Below are 17,053 nucleotides of genomic sequence, written 5' to 3'. Positions count from 1 at the left end.
ACGGCTCACGGATTGCGGCACGGCCCGCACGACGGCGTCCATCGCGCCGCGTGCGGGCCGTCGTCGTCGGCGGGCCGTCGCCGCGTCAGGTCACGGGCGGGCCGAAGACCCCGGCGGGCACGGGCGTTTGCTGCTGCTGCCGCTGCGCCGCCCGCCGCCGCTCCTGCATCCCGGTCAGCTTCACCACCACGGTGATCGCCAGCACCGCGGTCAGCAGCGAGATGCCGTCGTCAGCGATATGACCGGCGACCCCGACCCGCTCGTCCAGGCTCCTGCTGCCGTCGGCGGCCACTTCCAGGATCCCGGCGGACGGGGCGGAGAAGCACATCAGCACGAACCCCGTCCACCACCAGTGCAGCGCCGCGCGGGGCACCCGTCCGGGGCCCGGGCGAGCGCTGGCGGTCCAGATGTCGTTCGCGATCTGCTTGGGGATCCACAGCAGGGCGATCGGGATGAACCACGCCCCGACGGCGTAGCCGCTGCCGAACCGCAACCGGCCGGGGGACAGGGCCGTGGCGTTGACGTACGTACGCCGGAACCACACCAGCCACAGGATGACCAGCGTCACCACGCACATGCCCAGGGCGCCGTCCAGCGAGGCGACCGCCTCCGCCCTGCGGTCGACCGCGGCGGCGCTGCCCTCGTCTTCGGCCAGGTCGCGGAGCGCGCCGAACTGCGACATCCGCAGATACAGATCGCTGATCGTCAGCAGCATCCACAGGACGAACACGGTCACCAGGGAGTTCCCCAGCGCGCGCACCGAGCGCACCTTCCGGCCCTGGTCCGGCGGGCCTGCCGGGGGCTGGTACCCGCCGCCCTGCTGCGGCCACGCCCCACCCACCGGGTACCCGTACGCCGCGGGGGCGCTCGGCACGCCGTACGCCGACGGGGGGTTGGGGGTGGCGGGCCCGCCCGCCGCGGCGGGCCCGCCCGCGCTCGGGGTGGCGTAGCCGCTCTGCGGCGGGGTGGGCGCCGGGGCCGGCGCCTGCTGATGCGGGTTCTCGGCCTCCAGCAGCTGGAGCGCGTCCCGGCCGAGCCGGGCCAGTAGCCCGCCCGGCAGCCAGGGCTCGGCGGGGTCGGGCGCGGCCGCCTCGGTGTACGCGATCAGGTCCGGCACGGACGGACGCTGCGCCGGGTCCTTGCTCAGACAGGCGGTGACCAGGCCCAGCAGCCCCTCGGGCAGCCCCTCCAGATCGGGCTCCTCCTGGGCTATTCGGTACATCAGCGCGTGGATGCCGCTGTCCACCCGGCCGAACGGCTGCCGCCCGGTGGCCGCGAACGCGAGCACCGACCCCAGGCAGAACACATCGCTCGCCGTGGTCACCGTCTCGCCGCGCACCTGCTCCGGCGACATGAAGCCCGGCGAGCCGACGACCGCACCCGTCGCGGTCAGATTGCTGTTGCCGCCGCCCACCGCGTCCAGGGCGCGGGCGATGCCGAAGTCGATGACCCGCGGGCCGTCGATCGTGATGAGGATGTTGGACGGTTTGAAGTCGCGGTGGATCAGCCCCGCGCCGTGGATGTCGCGCAGCGCCAGCGACAGTCCGTGCGCCAGCACCCGCACCGACTGCTCGGGCAGCGCCCCGAAGTCCTCGGCCACCACCTCGTGCAGGGACGGTCCCCCGATGTACCCCGTGGCCACCCAGGGCACGGCGGCCTCGGTGTCGGCGTCGAGCACGGGCGCGGTCCACTGGCCGCCCACCCGTCTCGCCGCCTCCACCTCACGCTTGAAGCGGCCCCGGAAATCCGATTGCCGGGCGAGTTCGGCCTGCACCAGCTTCACGGCGACGGTGCGGCCACGGGAGGAACGGGCGAGGTACACCTTGCCCATTCCTCCCTCGCCGAGCCTGCCGAGCAGTTGGTACTCGCCGATCCACCGCGGGTCCTGGGCCCCGAGGTTTTCCATCGCGGTGTGGCTCCTGTCCGTGTGCCGATGGTCCCCGTACGCCGATCGGCCGATCAGTTGAGACGGGTGAAGGTCTGGGTCATGGTCTCATCGCTGAAGCTGTCCGGGTCTTCATACACGACGCGGAGCTCGTCCTTTCCAGACGCGGTGAAGGCGAGTGGGGTTCCCGCCTCGCGCAGATCCTCCGGTGTGGCCTTCGTGACGCGGTGTCGGGGACGCCCCGACACTCTGCCGGGTCGGGGCGCCGAAGCCGTACACCTTGGCGGTGTGCGGCCGGTCCGGGGGCTCCGTACGCTGGGGGCTGCCCCAGACCCGCGAGCGATCAGAGGTAGCGAACGTGTCCGTGCAGCCCACGCACCCCAGCCCCGATCCTGCCGCCGGCGCCGCCGTCAAGGCTGCCGACCGCGCACACGTCTTCCATTCCTGGTCCGCGCAGGGGCTCATCGACCCGCTCGCGATCGCGGGCGCCGACGGCTCGTACTTCTGGGACTACGACGGCAACCGGTACCTCGACTTCAGCTGTCAGCTGGTCAACACCAACATCGGCCACCAGCACCCCAAGGTCGTCGCCGCCATCCAGGAGCAGGCGGCGAAGATGTGCACGATCGCGCCCGGCTTCGCCGTGGACGCGCGGTCCGAGGCGGCGCGGCTGGTCGCCGAGCGCACCCCCGGCGACCTCGACAAGATCTTCTTCACCAACGGCGGCGCCGAGGCGGTCGAGAACGCGGTCCGCATGGCCCGGCTGCACACCGGCCGCTCCAAGGTGCTCTCCGCCTACCGCTCGTACCACGGCGCCACCGCCGCCGCGATCAACCTGACCGGTGACCCGCGCCGCTGGCCCTCCGACACGGCCTCGGCCGGTGTCGTCCACTTCTGGGCGCCGTTCCTCTACCGCTCGCCGTTCCACGCCGAGAACGAGGCGCAGGAGTGCGAGCGCGCGCTGCGCCACCTGGAAGACACCATCGCCTACGAGGGCCCGGCGGGCATCGCCGCGATCATCCTGGAGACCATCCCCGGCACCGCCGGGATCATGGTGCCGCCGCCCGGCTATCTGGCCGGGGTCCGGGAGATCTGCGACCGGTACGGGATCGTCTTCATCCTGGACGAGGTCATGGCGGGCTTCGGCCGCACCGGCCACTGGTTCGCGGCCGACCACTTCGGCGTCACGCCGGACCTCCTGACCTTCGCCAAGGGCGTCAACTCCGGCTATGTGCCGCTCGGCGGCGTCGCCATCTCGGCCGAGATCGCCGCCACCTTCGACCAGCGGCCCTACCCGGGCGGCCTCACCTACTCCGGCCACCCGCTGGCCTGCGCGTCCGCCGTCGCCACCATCAACGCGATGGCGGAGGAGGGCATCGTGGAGAACGCGGCCGCGATCGGCGAGAACGTGATCGGCCCGGCCCTGAAGGAGATCGCCGAGCGCCACCCTTCCGTCGGCGAGGTGCGCGGTCTGGGCGTCTTCTGGGCGCTCGATCTGGTCAAGAACAAGGAGACGCGCGAACCGCTCGTCCCGTACAACGCGAGCGGCCCCGCGGGCCGGCCCATGGCCGACTTCGCGGCCGCCTGCAAGCGCGGCGGGCTGTGGCCGTTCGTGAACATGAACCGTACGCACGTGGTGCCGCCCTGCACGGTCACCGAGTCCGAGGCCAAGGAGGGGCTGGCCATCCTGGACGAGGCGCTGGGCGCGGCGGACGCCCACACCGTGTAGTCACACCCTCACCGAGGCGTCACGTCCTCTTCACGCCCCATAGCCACATATAGCCGTCCGGTGTAGACCACCACCTGACTCTGCGTACTTTGCGCAACGGCCCTCGCATATCGTGATGCGAGGGCCGTCCGCTTCCGGATGACATGACACGACGGCCGCGGAAGGAGACGGTCCTCGATGCCCGTGCCCGGCACCAGCCCGGTCAAGCGGAACACCCTGCGGCAGCAGATCGCCGACGCGCTGTGTGACGAGGTGCTCGCGGGCAGACTGCCGGCGGGGCGGCAGTTCACCGTCAAGGAGATGGCCGACCACTACGGCGTCTCCGCCACCCCGGTCCGCGAGGCCCTGCTCGACCTGTGCTCCCAGGGGCTGCTGGACGTCGAGGAACACCGTGGCTTCAAGGTCCACGAGTTCACCATCAAGGACTTCCGGCACATGGTCGACGCCCGCAGCATGGTCGTCGAAGGGCTGTTCCGGCACGCCGTCGAGCAGACGCTGAACACCTTGAACCCGCAGTCCCTGGCCTCGGTGCGGCGCCGGGCCGAGGCCGCCGAGCGGGCCGCACGCGGCGGCGACCTCGACATCCTCATCGGCTACGACCTGCGGTTCTGGCGCGAGATATGCGGGCTGGTCGGCAACCCCTACATCACCGACTTCCTCCAGCGGCTGCGGATGCAGACCTGGGTGTTCACCGTGCCCTATCTGCGCCGGGTCCCCGATCTGCGCGGCGAGCTGTGGGCGGGCCACTGCGAGCTGACCGCGGCCGTCACCCGCGGTGACCCCAAGACCTCCGAGCGGCTCATAGCGGCGTACAACGCGCACTTCCGTGCGCTGATCGAGCGGTTGGTGACCGACGCGCCCTGACGGCACCCGGGAGGGGACAGCTGCCGTCAGCGCTCTTCGCGCCGCGTACCCGGGGCACTACGCTGAAGCGACCAGCGACCATACGGATACGAGAGTGAGATCGCGTGGCCTGTGACCTCTGGCTGGTCCCCCTTGTCGACGTGCTGTGCCACAGCCCCGACAATCCCTTCGCCGACGAGATCGCAACCTACGACAAGGCACTCGGAGAGGCCGGTCTGCCGCCGGTGCCCGTCCTCGGCTACATGCCGGGCCTGTCCGGGGACGTCGCCCCGGTAGCCGGATTCGACTACGACGCACTCCACTTCCTCCGCCGCGCCTACCTCCTCCAGCTGTGCGGGCTCGCGGTCACGCCGGTCGACGAACTCGGCGGGGACTACGAGCAGTTGCTGGAGATGTTCGAGCCCACGGCCAAGCAGTCGCACCTGGTGTGGCACTACGACCACGCGGGCGCCTACGTCCCCGTCGACTTCCCCGGCCCGCTCGCCAACGACGAACTCATGGAGGGCGGCGGCCCCCTGGGCTCCAGCCACGGGCTGCTGCGCGAACTGGAGGCGGTCGCCCCGGCGCTCGGCATCGACCCGTCCAACCCCCCGGCCGCCCCCACGCCCCCCACCCGGCCGACCAGCCTGGAGGAGCCGGCCGTGCCCGGGCCGTACGAGGACAGCCCGTTCGCCCGGGAACGCCATGTCTGGCTGGGGCTGCACGCGGCCGCGACCCGCAGCCTGAGCCAGGGATCGATGATCCTCTTCAGCTGACCCCCGGCCCTAGCCGCGCCCCGCGGGTCAGCGGGGCGGCTCGGGAGGACGCTGCCGCGGCATATTGGGCCGGGCGCTGCCCGGCGGCAGCGGAAAGCGGTGCGCGGGGCTCCCGCCGTCCGGGCGGGAGCCCTGGGCCACCAGGGACTGCGTGAACAGCGCATGGGTGAACAGCGGCGCCGACCCCGAGGCGAAGTCCACCATCCAGCCCGCGGTCTCCGTCCGCACCAGCTCCGACACGTCCTCGCAGAACCGCCGCAGCACCGCGAGGCACCGCTCCACGGCCTCGGACGCGGTGCCCTCGGTCGGGCCCAGCACCTCCCGGACGCTCTCCGACGCCCAGTCGAACTGGAGCGACTCCAGCCGCCGCTGCACCGCCTGCGCCGTGGCCACGTCCCGCATCCAGCCGGACGTCAGCCCGAAATACCGGTCGCAGCCCACGCACGCGACGGCCAGCAGCAGCGCCAGCGCGCCCCACCCGGCGCCGCCGCCCAGCGCCCCGGTCAGCTCAAGCAGCGGCAGCACGGCCCCGGCCACCGCCCCCACCGCGGCCCCGGCGCGCAGCGCCCGGGCGGCCCGCCGCTTCCACAGCCGGTCGGCCAGGTACCAGGCGCCCACCCGCAGCGCACCCTCCTCGACCCACCGGTACAGCTCGTCGAGCCGCTCGGCGGGCTCCCCCCAGTCGCCGTGCGGGAACGTCCGGCCGAGCAGGTCCTCCCGTGCCCTCGCCCCCTCCTGCCGAGGGAGTTCCTCGGGCTGCATCTCCGGCTGACTCACCCGTGCACTCCCTCTGCGGCGGTGTATCTCCTGGCGCGCGGCTGATGCGCAACGACCATTCCTACCGCCGAACGGCTGGCCACGAGGCCACGATCACGGGTATTCCGTCCATAAGTGGTGGACATCGGATATAGGGCCCCATCCCCGCTCACCCGAAAGAGTGCCCGCCCGCCCGGGACCACGGCCCGCCCCCGCCCTGTCCGGCGTCACGGGGCGCGACGGGGGCGCGGGGCCGGCCGGACGGGGGAGGCCGTAGGGTGCCTACCGTGAAGGTCCTCGTCATCGGCGGCGGCGCCCGCGAACACGCCCTGTGCCGCTCCCTCTCCCTCGATCCCGACGTCACCGCACTGCACTGCGCGCCCGGCAACGCCGGTATCGCGGAGGTCGCCGAGCTGCACGCCGTCGACGTCCTCGACGGCACCGCCGTCGCCGACCTGGCCGCCGCGCTGGGGGCCGACCTGGTCGTCGTCGGCCCGGAGGCGCCGCTCGTCGCGGGCGTCGCCGACGCCGTGCGCGCCCGCGGCATCCCGGCCTTCGGGCCGTCCGCGGAGGCGGCGCAGCTGGAGGGGTCGAAGGCGTTCGCGAAGGACGTCATGGCCGCGGCGAACGTGCCCACCGCCCGCGCCTACGTCTGCACCACCCCCGCCGAGGTCGACGAGGCCCTCGACGCCTTCGGCCCGCCGTACGTGGTCAAGGACGACGGCCTGGCCGCGGGCAAGGGCGTCGTGGTGACCGGCGACCTGGCGGCGGCCCGCGAGCACGCGCTGGCCTGCGGCCGCGTGGTGATCGAGGAGTTCCTCGACGGCCCCGAGGTGTCGCTGTTCGCCGTGACCGACGGCGAGACCGTGGTGCCGCTCCAGCCCGCCCAGGACTTCAAGCGGGCGTACGACGGCGACGAGGGCCCGAACACCGGCGGCATGGGCGCCTACTCCCCGCTGCCCTGGGCCGACCCGGCCCTGGTGGACGAGATCGTGGCCACGGTCTGCCAGCCCACCGTCGACGAGCTGCGCCGCCGCGGTACGCCCTTCTCCGGGCTGCTGTACGCGGGCCTCGCGATCACCTCGCGCGGGGTGCGGGTCATCGAGTTCAACGCGCGCTTCGGCGACCCGGAGACCCAGGTCGTGCTGGCCCGGCTGAAGACCCCCCTGGCGGGTCTGCTGAAGGCCGCAGCGACCGGGGCGCTGGCCGCCGAGCCGCCGCTGCGCTGGAGCGACGGCGCCGCGGTGACCGTCGTGATCGCCTCGCACAACTACCCCGGCACCCCGCGCACCGGCGACCCGATCACCGGGCTGGACGAGGTGGCCGCCGAGGACGGGCCCAAGGCGTACGTGCTGCACGCGGGCACCAAGCGGGACGGCGCGTCCGGCGACGTGCTGAGCGCGGGCGGCCGGGTGCTGTCCGTCACCGCGTCCGGCTCGGACCTGGCCAAGGCCCGGGAGCGGGTGTACCGGGCGGTGTCCCGGATCGGGCTCGACGGCTCCCACCACCGCACCGACATCGCGGCGAAGGCGGCCACGGACAGCACAGGCGGTGCGGACAGCGCCGACGGCGCCTGAGGCCGCGGGGCCGCGGAGTTCCCGGTTCTCCCCAAGGCCATTCCATCGGGTGAGGGCTTCCGCATCCTGCTGACGCACGCCCGGGCTCCAACTACTGTGCCGCTCAGGCGAGGTGCGGCAACTGGCCCATCGGCATTGCGGAGCGGGCGGCCGGTGCCACAGTGGGGGGATAGACAACGCCGCCGTCGTCCGCTGTTCAACCACCGGCCGGACAGTAGGGGGTGATGAGAACCGTGGCAGGTCCGGAAGCAGGAGCACTGGCGGCACGCGCCCGTGCCCTCGCCGTACTGCGCATCCGGGGCGCCGCGCTCGCGGTCGCCCTCCTTCCGGCCGCGGTGGCGGTCGTACTGCTGGCGGGCAGCGCCACCGGGCGCATCGGCGGCGGTTCGCACGACGAGGGCTGGACCGCGCTGCGCTGGGCGGTGATCGGCGGTGCCCTGCTGGTCCTGCTGCTGGCGGCGGGGGTGGCCGCCGTGGTCGTCCGGGCGAAACCGGCGCTGACCCCCACGGTGCCCATCGCCGAGGAGACGGCCCCTGACCTGTACCGGCTGGTCCGCGACCTGGCGGAGCGGCTGGAGGTGCCCGCGCCGTCCGCGATAGCGCTCACCCCGGACTGCGACAGCTGGCTGGAGGACCGTGCCCATGCGGTGCGCGGCGGCGGTGGCGGCAAGGACCGGCATCCGCCCGAGGAGTCCCGCGCGGAGCACACCGCGGGGCCGCCGGGCGCGGACCGTAAGGAGCGCCGTGCCCCCAGGCCCCCGGTCCTGGTGATCGGATCGCCGTTCCTGTGGTGGATGCGGGTCGCCGAGCTGCGCGCGCTGCTCGCGCCCGTGGTGGCGGGCACCGGCCCCTCCGTCCATCCGGACATAGCCGCCGCCCGCCGCTTCGTGCGCGGGCTGGACGCCGCCGTGGCGGTCGCGGCGTCCCGCGACGACGACCCCGTGAGCGGCGGCGGCACCGGCTCCCCGCTCGGCCGGGCCGTCCGCCGCCCCGCCCTCGGCTTCGTCGGCTGGATCGCCCGGCTGCTGCTGCGCGGCTGCCGCGACCACGCCGCCCAGATGGAGCGCGCGGTCGCCGCGGCCGCCTCCGAGCGCGCCCAGGCCGTCGACTACGGGCTGCGGATCGTCGCCCAGGAGCAGGTGGGCCTGGCGTACGCGGGCTGGGACCGGCTGCTGACCCGGGTCGCGCTGCCCGCCTGGCGGATGGGCCGCTGGCCGTCCCGGCTGGACGCGGGCGTGGTGGCGGCGCTGACCGAGCTGTCCCGCCGGGACCGGCTCGCCGAGGGGTTCGCCTCCCGGCTCAGCGAGCGGCCCGCCTGCGATCTGCTGGAGGAGCCCGGCCTGATCGACGAGGCCACATCGCTGCTGGCGGCGCGGCTCTTCCACGGCGGCCCGCCGGAGCCGGGCCCGGACTGGTCCCCGGTCGACTGGGGGCAATATCCGGAGGAGGTCGTGGACCGCAAGTGGCGCCAGGAGGCGGCCCGCCTCCACCGGGTCCTCGACGAGCGCACGGACCCCTCAGGCCCGCCGCCGACCCCCGCGAGCACCCCCACCCCGCCGACCCTGGCCCGGGTCATGGACCGGCTCACCGCCACCGCCCCCGCAGGCGCCGACGCCGACGGCACCGCCACCGGAGGCGACGGGCTCGGCGAGGACCTGGCGGCCCGGCTCACCGTGGAGCTGGCCCGCGAGGAGGCCGCCGCCCACCGGGCCACAGCACAGGCCCGTCAGGCGCGTACGGCGGAGGGCGCGGGCGGCGACCCCTGGATCGACGGGTTCGCGCCGCTGCTCCCGCTCCAGCCGCCCCGTACGGGCCGTGAGCTGCTCGCCGACCATGTGACGGCGATGGTCTGCTGCGCCGCCGTGGACACCGCGGGCGCGGCCCCCGGCCTCGACTGGCTCGACGGTCCGGCGCTCCTGGTGGCCGGCCGCCGCCGCGCCGATCTGTCCCAACCGGTGCTGACCCTGGTGGAGGACGGGGACGCGGCCCCGCTGCGCAGCTGGCTCGCCGAGGTCGGCGTCCGCCCCGAGAAGCCGGTGCGGCTCGTCTGATTCGTCCGCCCCGGCACGGAATCAGGGCTTGCGAATAGTTTTCGGTTGAAGAATTCACGACGATCGGTGACGGAGCGGGTGCGTAATGTGATGTGCTGGGACCGGTCGCTGCCACCCGGCCCAGCGGACCGGGCCACCAGCCCGGTTCACCGACCGGACCCGCGGACCCGGACCCACAAGGTCCGGACCGGCGGGACGGGAACGCACGGCAGCGAGGCGACGGGACGCCGCCGGGGCAGGCAGGGAGGGGAACGAGGATGGGGACGGACCAGATCCGGCGCTGGGAGTCCGGGGCGCTGGCCCACGCGGTGACGGATCCTTTCGGCCAGGGCCCGTTGCCCTGGCTGCGCACCAGCGAGAACTACTTCGACGACACGGGCCATGTGGTCCCCTGGTACGTGGACCATGCCCACGCCCCCGGGACCGCGGTCAGGATCCCCGGCCCGCGCACCGCCGACGACGTGCGCCGCCAGATCAAGGGCTTCACCTCGACCTCCGCCGCCGCCCCCGGCGAGGCCATCGACTTCCGCATCACGGTCGACCCGCCGCAGCAGTTCGGCGTGGACATCTACCGCATCGGCCACTACGGCGGCGACGGTGCGGCGAAGATCACCACCAGTCCGCGGCTGTCCGGCATCGTGCAGCCGCCGCCGCTCACCGCCGACCGCACCGTCTCCTGCCACCACTGGTGGCTGTCCTGGCGGCTCCAGATCCCCTCGTACTGGAAGCTCGGGGCGTACGTGGCCGTGCTCACCACCGTGGACGGCTACCGCAGCCACATCCCGTTCACGGTCCGCGACACCCGCCCCGCCGATCTGCTCCTGGTCCTCCCCGACTTCACCTGGCAGGCGTACAACCTCTACCCGGAGGACGGCCGCACCGGCGCCAGCCTCTACCACGCCTGGGACGAGCAGGGGCGGCTGCTCGGGGAGTCCGAGGCGGCCGTCACGGTCTCCTTCGACCGGCCGTACGCGGGCGCGGGGCTGCCGCTGCACGTGGGCCACGCGTACGACGTCATCCGCTGGGCCGAGCGCTACGGGTACGACCTCGCCTACGCCGAGACCCGCGATCTGCACGCCGGCGGCGTCGACCCCACCCGCTACCGCGGCCTGGTCTTCCCCGGCCACGACGAGTACTGGTCGGCCGCGTTGCGGCGCACCGTCGAGCGGGCCCGGGACAGCGGCACCTCGCTGGTCTTCCTCTCCGCGAACACCATGTACTGGCAGGTCGAGCTGGCCCCCTCGCCCTCCGGCCCGGACCGGCTGCTGACCTGCCGCAAGCGGCGTGGCCCCGGCCGTGCCGCGCTGTGGCGCGAGTCGGCGCCCGAGCAGCAGCTGATCGGCATCCAGTACGCGGGCCGGGTGCCCGAACCGCGCCCGCTGATCGTGCGCAACGGCGGCCACTGGCTGTGGGAGGCCACCGGGGCGGCCGAGGGCGACGAGCTGCCCGGCCTGGTCGCGGGCGAGGCCGACCGCTACTTCCCGCGCACCCCGCTGCCCGAGCACCTGCGCCGGATCCTGCTCGCCCACTCCCCGTACGAGGACGGCGAGGGCACCACCCGCCACCAGGACACCTCCCTCTACCGCGCCCCCAGCGGCGCCCTGGTGTTCGCCTCGGGCACCTTCGCCTGGTCTCCGGCGCTGGATCGGCCGGGTCATACGGACGAGCGGGTGCAGCGGGCCACGGCGAACCTCCTGGACCGCATCTGCAAGCGGGGCTGACGGCACCGCCGGGATGACGTGGGGCAGAATCGTGGTGGCTTGGACAGAACCACCAGGAGGAAGCGTGTCCGGATTCGTCGAAAAGCCCGAACCGGTCGAGGTTCCGGGCCTTGAGCACCTGCACACCGGCAAGGTGCGCGACCTCTACCGGACCGAACAGGGCGATCTCGTCATGGTCGCCAGCGACCGGATCTCCGCGTACGACTGGGTGCTGCCCACCGAGATCCCCGACAAGGGCCGGGTCCTCACCCAGCTCTCGCTGTGGTGGTTCGACCTGCTCTCCGACCTGGTCCCGCACCACGTGCTGTCCACCGAGCTGCCCCCCGGCGCCCCCGCCGACTGGCAGGGCCGCACCCTGGTGTGCCGCTCGCTGCGGATGATCCCGGTCGAGGCCGTGGCCCGCGGCTACCTCACCGGCTCGGGCCTCGCCGAGTACGAGCGCAGCCGCACGGTCTGCGGTCTCGCCCTGCCCGAGGGGCTGACCGACGGCTCCGAGCTGCCCGCCCCGATCTTCACCCCGGCGACCAAGGCCGAGGTCGGCGAGCACGACGAGAACGTGTCGTACGAGGAGGTCGCCCGCCGGATCGGCGCCGAGCCCGCCGCCAACCTGCGCCAGACCACCCTCGCGGTGTACGCGCGGGCCCGCGACATCGCCCGGGAGCGGGGGATCATCCTCGCCGACACCAAGTTCGAGTTCGGCTACGCGGCGGCGACCGCGGACACCGAGGGCGCCGAGCTGGTCCTCGCCGACGAGGTGCTGACCCCCGACTCGTCCCGCTTCTGGCCCGCCGACACCTGGCAGCCGGGCCGCGCCCAGCCGTCCTTCGACAAGCAGTTCGTGCGCGACTGGCTGACCTCCCCGGCCTCCGGCTGGGACCGCCACGGCGAGCAGCCCCCGCCGCCGCTCCCGGCGGAGGTCGTGGAGCAGACGCGGGCGAAGTACGTGGAGGCGTACGAGCGGCTGACCGGCATCAGCTGGTAGGCGGCACACGCCGAGGGCCCCGGTCGCATCGACCGGGGCCCTCGATCCGGAGCGGACGACGAGGCTCGAACTCGCGACCTCAACCTTGGCAAGGTTGCGCTCTACCAACTGAGCTACGTCCGCCTGCGCCGCTCGGTTTCCCGTCCGGCGCGCCTCTACTATAACCAAACCTCCGGCCGTCGCCACCACCACCGGGAACGAACCCCCACGAACCGTGCTACAGCCAGCCCCGCTCGCGGGCCCGGCGCACCGCCGCGTGGCGGTTCTCGGCGTGCAGCTTCGCCGCCGCCGCGGACAGATAGTTCCGTACCGTCCCCGGGGACAGCGCCGCCCGCCGGGCGATCTCCGCGACGGACGCCCCGTCCGCCGCCAGGTCCAGCAGCTCCGTCTCGCGCGCGGTGAGCGGGGAGTCGCCCGCGCTGATCGCGTCCGCGGCCAGGTCGGGGTCCACGTACCGGCTGCCGCCGTGCACCGCCCGGATGATCTCGGCGAGCTGCTGCGCCGATGCGGTCTTCGGTACGAACCCCCGCGCCCCCGCCTCCAGCGCCCGTTTGAGGTGGCCCGGCTTGCCGTGGCTGGTCACGATCATGGTGCGGCAGTCCGGCAGCTCGGACCGCAGCGCCGCCGCGACCCCGACCCCGTCCGTGCCCGGCATCTGGAGGTCCAGCACCGCCACATCGGGCCGGTGCGCCCGCGCCATGGCCAGCGCCTCCGGGCCGGAGGCGGCCTCGGCGACCACCAGCAGGTCGTCCTCCAGGGACAGCAGGGCGGCGAGCGCGCCGCGGATCAGATGCTCGTCGTCGGCGAGCAGCACCCGGATCACCCCGGCGTCGTTCATACGGTGCCCTCCAGCGGGAGTTCGGCACGCAGCCGGTACGTCCCGACGCCGTCGCCGGGACCGGACTCCAGCGTGCCGCCGAGCGCCGCGAGCCTCTCCCGCAGTCCCTTGAGCCCGCTGCCCTCTTCTGTTCCGGTCCCGGCTCCGTCCCCGGTACCGGCCCCCGTACCGGTCCGGAGTTCCGTGGGCACCCCGTCGTTCTCCATCTCCAGCACCGCCGTCCCCGCCTGTACCCGGACCCGGACGGCGCACCGTCCGGCGTCCGCGTGCCGCAGCACGTTCGTCGTCCCCTCCCGGACCACCCAGCCCAGCGCGGACCGCACCGCCTCGGGCAGCGGCGCCCCGCCGTCGTCCTCGGCCGGGAAGTCCACGCGGCAGTCGACCCGGGCGGCGCGCAGCACCGAACGCGCCCCGGCCAGCTCCACCTGGAGGTCCGCTTCCCGGTAGCCGCGCACCACGCCCCGGACCTCCATCTGGGTCTCGTGCGCGATCCGCTGCACCTCCACCATCTGCGTCACGGCCTCGGGCCGCTCCCGCCGGGCCAGCTGCACCGCCAGCTCGCTCTTGAGGGCGATCACCGCCAGGTTCCGTCCCATCACATCGTGCAGATCGCGGCCGAACCGCAGCCGTTCCTCCGCGACCGCCAGCCGCGCCTGCACCTCCCGGTTGGCGTCCACCTCGTACATCACCTGGAGCATCCATCCCGAGCAGCGGATCGAGAACAGGCACAGCGCACTGGTGCCGAGGACCGCGATGAACGTCCACACCGAGGCCGCGGCCCCCGGATGGACCGCCGCCTCCGCCACGGCCAGCACCGCCCCGAGCCCCGTGTGGAGGGCGAAGAAGGTACGGACCGGCACCAGCAGCGCGTACACCATGGCGAACGGCGACACGGTGAGCACGGCGGCCCGGACGGCCGTCCCCGTCCCGTACGGCCCGCCGATCCCCTGGAGCACGATCCCGGCGGCCAGCCCCGCCACCGCCAGCGCGGTGGCGAGCGCGGGCAGCCGACGGCCCGTCGGGCGGCCGCGCAGATAGAGGTCGAGCCCCCGCCACAACAGCGGGATGGCGACCACGTTCTGGGCGACGGTCAGCCCGAACAGCGACCACACCAGCGCGGTTGGTGCGTTCCGCAGCCCCAGGGTCAGCTCGCCGACCACCGAGATGGTCACGAACCACGGCACCGCGTACAGCGTCCACCGGCTGAACAGTTCCACCCGCGTCAGCCGCGCCGCCCCGCGCCATCGCCGTATCACGGTCCCGTACCCCCTCGTCCGGTCAGCGCCGCGGTTCCCAGGGGAACCGCTTGCGCACGGCCCACCATGCCAGCACCGTCCAGGCCAGCGCCGTCGCCAGGGTGCCCAGGGCGTCGACCGCGCTCATGTCCCCGGTCCAGCCGGCCCGTACGAGGTCGACCACCGGGGTCAGCGGCAACAGCCCGCACACCGAGGCGACCTGGTCCGGCATCACCTCCAGCGGCACGAACAGACCGGAGCCCACCATCGAGATCATCATCATCGGCACCGGGGTCAGCTGCGCGGACTCCGAGGTCTTGGTGAACGCGGCGGTCGCGGCCGCCAGCATCACCATCTGCACCACGCCGACCGCGAACCCGACGACGGCCAGGTACGGGGCTTCCGGCGCGGACACGTCGAGCGCGAGGCTCACTCCCGCCACCAGCAGCACGCATTGCGCGAGCCCGAGCAGGACGGCGGGGAGCGCGGCCCCGGACAGGATCTCCGGATCGGTCAGCTCCCCGGCGCGCAGCCGCTTGAGGACCAGGTCCTCACGGCGGATCACATAGACGCCGACGAGGTTCATGTAGACGGCCAGCACCAGCGCCATGCCGATCGAACCGGGCAGCAGCAGGGTGCCCAGGTCCAGCCCGGTCCCCTTCAGATCGACGCCCTCGACCGCCGTCTTCATGCTGTACGTGAGCATGCCGGGCAGCAGCAGCGCGTACGTCAGCGCGGCCTTGTTACGGGCCAGCAGGGTCAGTTCGGCGCGCGCCAGGGCCAACACCCGCCCCCGTGCGGCGGTGGTCGGCGCCGTGGTGGCCGGTGCCGTGGTGGTCGTCGTGCTCACCGTGTCTCCCCCTGTGCCGTGCCGATGTGTGGCGTGCCGACCTGTGCCGTGTCGACGGTGCTCGCGATGTGCAGGAACGCCTCCTCCAGCGAGGCCGACCGGGCGTCGAGCCCCTCGAGCCCGATCCGCCGCTCCCGCGCCCACAGCAGTACCTCGGTCGCGGTGTGCTGGAGGTGGCGGGTGCGCAGCCGTACGGTCTGGCCCAGCGAGTCCCGTTCGAGGGCGCCCAGTGCGGCGGGCGGGGGCAGGTCGTCGGCGGAGACGCCGTCGGGCAGGGTGAAGGAGAGGTTCGAGGGGCGCGCTGCGACGATGTCCGCGACCCGGCCGGAGGTGGCGATCCGCCCCGCGTGCATGATCGCGAGCCGGTCGGCCAGCGCCTCGGCCTCCTCCAGGTAGTGGGTGGTCAGCAGGACCGTGGTGCCCTGGTCGCGCAGCGCCCGCACCAGCTCCCAGGTGTCCCGCCGTCCCTCGGCGTCCAGACCGGTCGTCGGCTCGTCGAGGAACAGCACCTCGGGGCGGCCGAGCAGGGCGAGCGCCAGGTCCAGCCGGCGCCGCTCGCCGCCGGAGAGCATCTTGACCCGTACGTCCGCCCGTCCGGCCAGCCCCACCAGGCCCAGGCTCTCCCGGACGGGCATGGCGCCGCTGGTGCACCCCGCCCACATCCGCGCGGTTTCGGCGACCGTCAGCTCGGGCGGGAGGCCGCCTTCCTGGAGCATCATCCCGATCCGCGGCCGCACCTCGCCCCGCTCCTTGTACGGGTCGTGGCCGAGGACCCGCACCGCGCCGCCGGTCGGGGCGGCGAGCCCCTCCAGCAGTTCGACGGTGGAGGTCTTGCCCGCGCCGTTCGTGCCCAGCAGCGCGAACAGCTCGCCGCGCGCCACCGAGAACGAGATGCCCCGTACCGCGTCGTACCCCCGGCTCCCGCTCGGCCCGTATCTCCGCCGCAGCCCGTCGACCGCGATCGCGCTCTCTTTCAGATCCATGGCTCCAGGCTTTCGCCGCCCGGGGGAGCCTTGTAGTGCGCGCTGTCATGAGCCCCGATGACAAATGTCATCGGGGCGGCGGGTCGGACACCGAAAAGGCTTGAGGCGCCGGTCGATTCGACCGGCGCCTCAAGCCTCTGTGGAGCGGACGACGAGGCTCGAACTCGCGACCTCAACCTTGGCAAGGTTGCGCTCTACCAACTGAGCTACGTCCGCATGCCTCCGACCGGCTTTCACCGATCGGCGCGCGCATCACTCTACCGGATCGCCCGAAGGTGAATGGGGAGTGATGAGAGCGGGTGACAGGGATCGCACACTGCGCCTCCCCCTTGGAAAGGGGGCGCTCTACTACTGAGCTACACCCGCATGGTGTGTTCCTCGGGGTTTTGGCCTTCTCGCCTCGCCCCTCGGCGTGCTCCAGACTCTAGCGGACCACCCGGGGTGTTGTGCAACTCGGCTGAACGCCGCCTGAACGAGGGGTTCAGCGCGACTCGTTGAAGGCCTCGTAGACCTTCTTGGGGATGCGCCCGCGCGGCGGCACCTCCATGCCGTGCGACCGGGCCCAGGCGCGCACCGCGGCCGGGTCCGGGGCCACGGAGGTGCGGCGGTAGGTCTTGCCGGAGCGGGCGCGCTTGCGGCCCGCCTCGACATACGGGGCGAGGGCGTCGCGAAGTTTCGATGCATTGGAGGCGGTGAGGTCGATCTCGTACGACTTGCCGTCCAGACCGAACGTGACCGTCTCCTCGGCCGCCCCTCCGTCGAGGTCGTCGGAGAGCGTGACTACTACGCGCTGTGCCACGGATATCGGTCCTTTCGGGCTGCATCGT

The 17,053-nt window shown here is 73.3% G+C and carries 14 protein-coding genes and 3 tRNA genes; 7 read left to right on the top strand and 10 right to left on the bottom strand.

Going from position 1 to position 17,053, the window contains the following annotated elements:
* Nucleotides 1–85: 85 nt before the first annotated feature.
* Entirely contained in the window at nt 86–1,906 is a 1,821-nt protein-coding gene (locus LCH29_RS28595; protein WP_446464579.1) for a protein kinase domain-containing protein, read from the bottom strand.
* 337 nt (nt 1,907–2,243) lie between these two features.
* Here LCH29_RS28595 and LCH29_RS28590 point away from each other — a divergent pair, with 337 nt between their 5' ends.
* From LCH29_RS28590 to LCH29_RS28580, 3 genes are all read left to right on the top strand, one after another.
* Complete coding sequence (locus tag LCH29_RS28590; RefSeq protein WP_446464578.1) at nt 2,244–3,614, top strand: aminotransferase class III-fold pyridoxal phosphate-dependent enzyme; 1,371 nt, start codon at nt 2,244–2,246, stop codon at nt 3,612–3,614.
* Between the two features lie 177 nt (nt 3,615–3,791).
* Nucleotides 3,792–4,478, top strand: coding sequence for a GntR family transcriptional regulator (locus LCH29_RS28585; RefSeq protein WP_446464577.1), 687 nt, complete (start codon nt 3,792–3,794; stop codon nt 4,476–4,478).
* Between the two features lie 104 nt (nt 4,479–4,582).
* Nucleotides 4,583–5,233, top strand: coding sequence for a hypothetical protein (locus LCH29_RS28580; protein ID WP_446464576.1), 651 nt, complete (start codon nt 4,583–4,585; stop codon nt 5,231–5,233).
* Nucleotides 5,234–5,260: 27 nt separating this feature from the next.
* Here the strand turns inward: LCH29_RS28580 and LCH29_RS28575 are convergent, their stop codons facing one another.
* Entirely contained in the window at nt 5,261–6,010 is a 750-nt protein-coding gene (locus tag LCH29_RS28575; protein ID WP_446464575.1) for an SLATT domain-containing protein, read from the bottom strand.
* Nucleotides 6,011–6,276: 266 nt separating this feature from the next.
* Between LCH29_RS28575 and purD the strand changes: the two genes are divergently transcribed.
* The 4 genes from purD (at nt 6,277) to LCH29_RS28555 (ending at nt 12,320) form a co-directional block, all read left to right on the top strand.
* Nucleotides 6,277–7,566, top strand: a complete 1,290-nt coding sequence (gene purD, locus LCH29_RS28570) for a phosphoribosylamine--glycine ligase (protein ID WP_446464630.1) — start codon at nt 6,277–6,279, stop codon at nt 7,564–7,566.
* A gap of 224 nt (nt 7,567–7,790) precedes the next feature.
* Nucleotides 7,791–9,617 (top strand): hypothetical protein, encoded by a 1,827-nt coding sequence (locus LCH29_RS28565; RefSeq protein ID WP_446464574.1) that lies wholly within the window; start codon nt 7,791–7,793, stop codon nt 9,615–9,617.
* Between the two features lie 257 nt (nt 9,618–9,874).
* On the top strand, nt 9,875–11,338 hold the full coding sequence (locus LCH29_RS28560; RefSeq protein WP_446464573.1) for a N,N-dimethylformamidase beta subunit family domain-containing protein: 1,464 nt from the start codon (nt 9,875–9,877) through the stop codon (nt 11,336–11,338).
* A gap of 64 nt (nt 11,339–11,402) precedes the next feature.
* Nucleotides 11,403–12,320 carry a phosphoribosylaminoimidazolesuccinocarboxamide synthase gene (locus LCH29_RS28555; RefSeq protein ID WP_446464572.1) on the top strand — a complete coding sequence of 306 codons (918 nt, stop codon included), beginning with the start codon at nt 11,403–11,405 and terminating at the stop codon, nt 12,318–12,320.
* 50 nt (nt 12,321–12,370) lie between these two features.
* On the opposite strand, the gene LCH29_RS28550 is transcribed toward LCH29_RS28555, so the two are convergent.
* The 8 genes from LCH29_RS28550 to LCH29_RS28515 form a co-directional block, all read right to left on the bottom strand.
* A tRNA-Gly gene (locus LCH29_RS28550) sits at nt 12,371–12,443 on the bottom strand.
* A gap of 94 nt (nt 12,444–12,537) precedes the next feature.
* Nucleotides 12,538–13,158 (bottom strand): response regulator, encoded by a 621-nt coding sequence (locus LCH29_RS28545; protein ID WP_446464571.1) that lies wholly within the window; start codon nt 13,156–13,158, stop codon nt 12,538–12,540.
* Nucleotides 13,155–14,375 carry a sensor histidine kinase gene (locus tag LCH29_RS28540; protein ID WP_446464570.1) on the bottom strand — a complete coding sequence of 407 codons (1,221 nt, stop codon included), beginning with the start codon at nt 14,373–14,375 and terminating at the stop codon, nt 13,155–13,157. Before LCH29_RS28540 ends, LCH29_RS28545 begins: the two co-directional genes overlap by 4 nt.
* Nucleotides 14,376–14,436: 61 nt before the next feature.
* Nucleotides 14,437–15,243, bottom strand: coding sequence for an ABC transporter permease (locus tag LCH29_RS28535; RefSeq protein ID WP_446464569.1), 807 nt, complete (start codon nt 15,241–15,243; stop codon nt 14,437–14,439).
* Complete coding sequence (locus LCH29_RS28530) at nt 15,240–16,226, bottom strand: ABC transporter ATP-binding protein (protein ID WP_446464568.1); 987 nt, start codon at nt 16,224–16,226, stop codon at nt 15,240–15,242. The genes LCH29_RS28535 and LCH29_RS28530 overlap by 4 nt, the downstream gene beginning before the upstream one ends.
* 140 nt (nt 16,227–16,366) lie before the next feature.
* Nucleotides 16,367–16,442, bottom strand: a tRNA-Gly gene (locus LCH29_RS28525).
* Nucleotides 16,443–16,520: 78 nt separating this feature from the next.
* Nucleotides 16,521–16,592: transfer RNA gene (locus LCH29_RS28520), tRNA-Gly, on the bottom strand.
* 115 nt (nt 16,593–16,707) lie between these two features.
* Nucleotides 16,708–17,025, bottom strand: a complete 318-nt coding sequence (locus LCH29_RS28515) for a histone-like nucleoid-structuring protein Lsr2 (RefSeq protein WP_123100182.1) — start codon at nt 17,023–17,025, stop codon at nt 16,708–16,710.
* Nucleotides 17,026–17,053 lie beyond the last annotated feature (28 nt).

The organism is Streptomyces sp. BRA346, assembly GCF_052851135.1.
This window is presented reverse-complemented; position numbering and strand designations above follow the sequence as displayed.

Excerpts from the sequence above, each read along its gene's own strand:
- LCH29_RS28595 (WP_446464579.1), bottom strand. The coding sequence starts at position 1,906 with ATGGAAAACCTCGGGGCCCAGGACCCGCGGTGGATCGGCGAGTACCAA.
- LCH29_RS28585 (WP_446464577.1), top strand. The coding sequence starts at position 3,792 with ATGCCCGTGCCCGGCACCAGCCCGGTCAAGCGGAACACCCTGCGGCAG.
- LCH29_RS28565 (WP_446464574.1), top strand. The coding sequence starts at position 7,791 with ATGAGAACCGTGGCAGGTCCGGAAGCAGGAGCACTGGCGGCACGCGCC.
- LCH29_RS28560 (WP_446464573.1), top strand. The coding sequence starts at position 9,875 with ATGGGGACGGACCAGATCCGGCGCTGGGAGTCCGGGGCGCTGGCCCAC.
- LCH29_RS28545 (WP_446464571.1), bottom strand. The coding sequence starts at position 13,158 with ATGAACGACGCCGGGGTGATCCGGGTGCTGCTCGCCGACGACGAGCAT.
- LCH29_RS28530 (WP_446464568.1), bottom strand. The coding sequence starts at position 16,226 with ATGGATCTGAAAGAGAGCGCGATCGCGGTCGACGGGCTGCGGCGGAGA.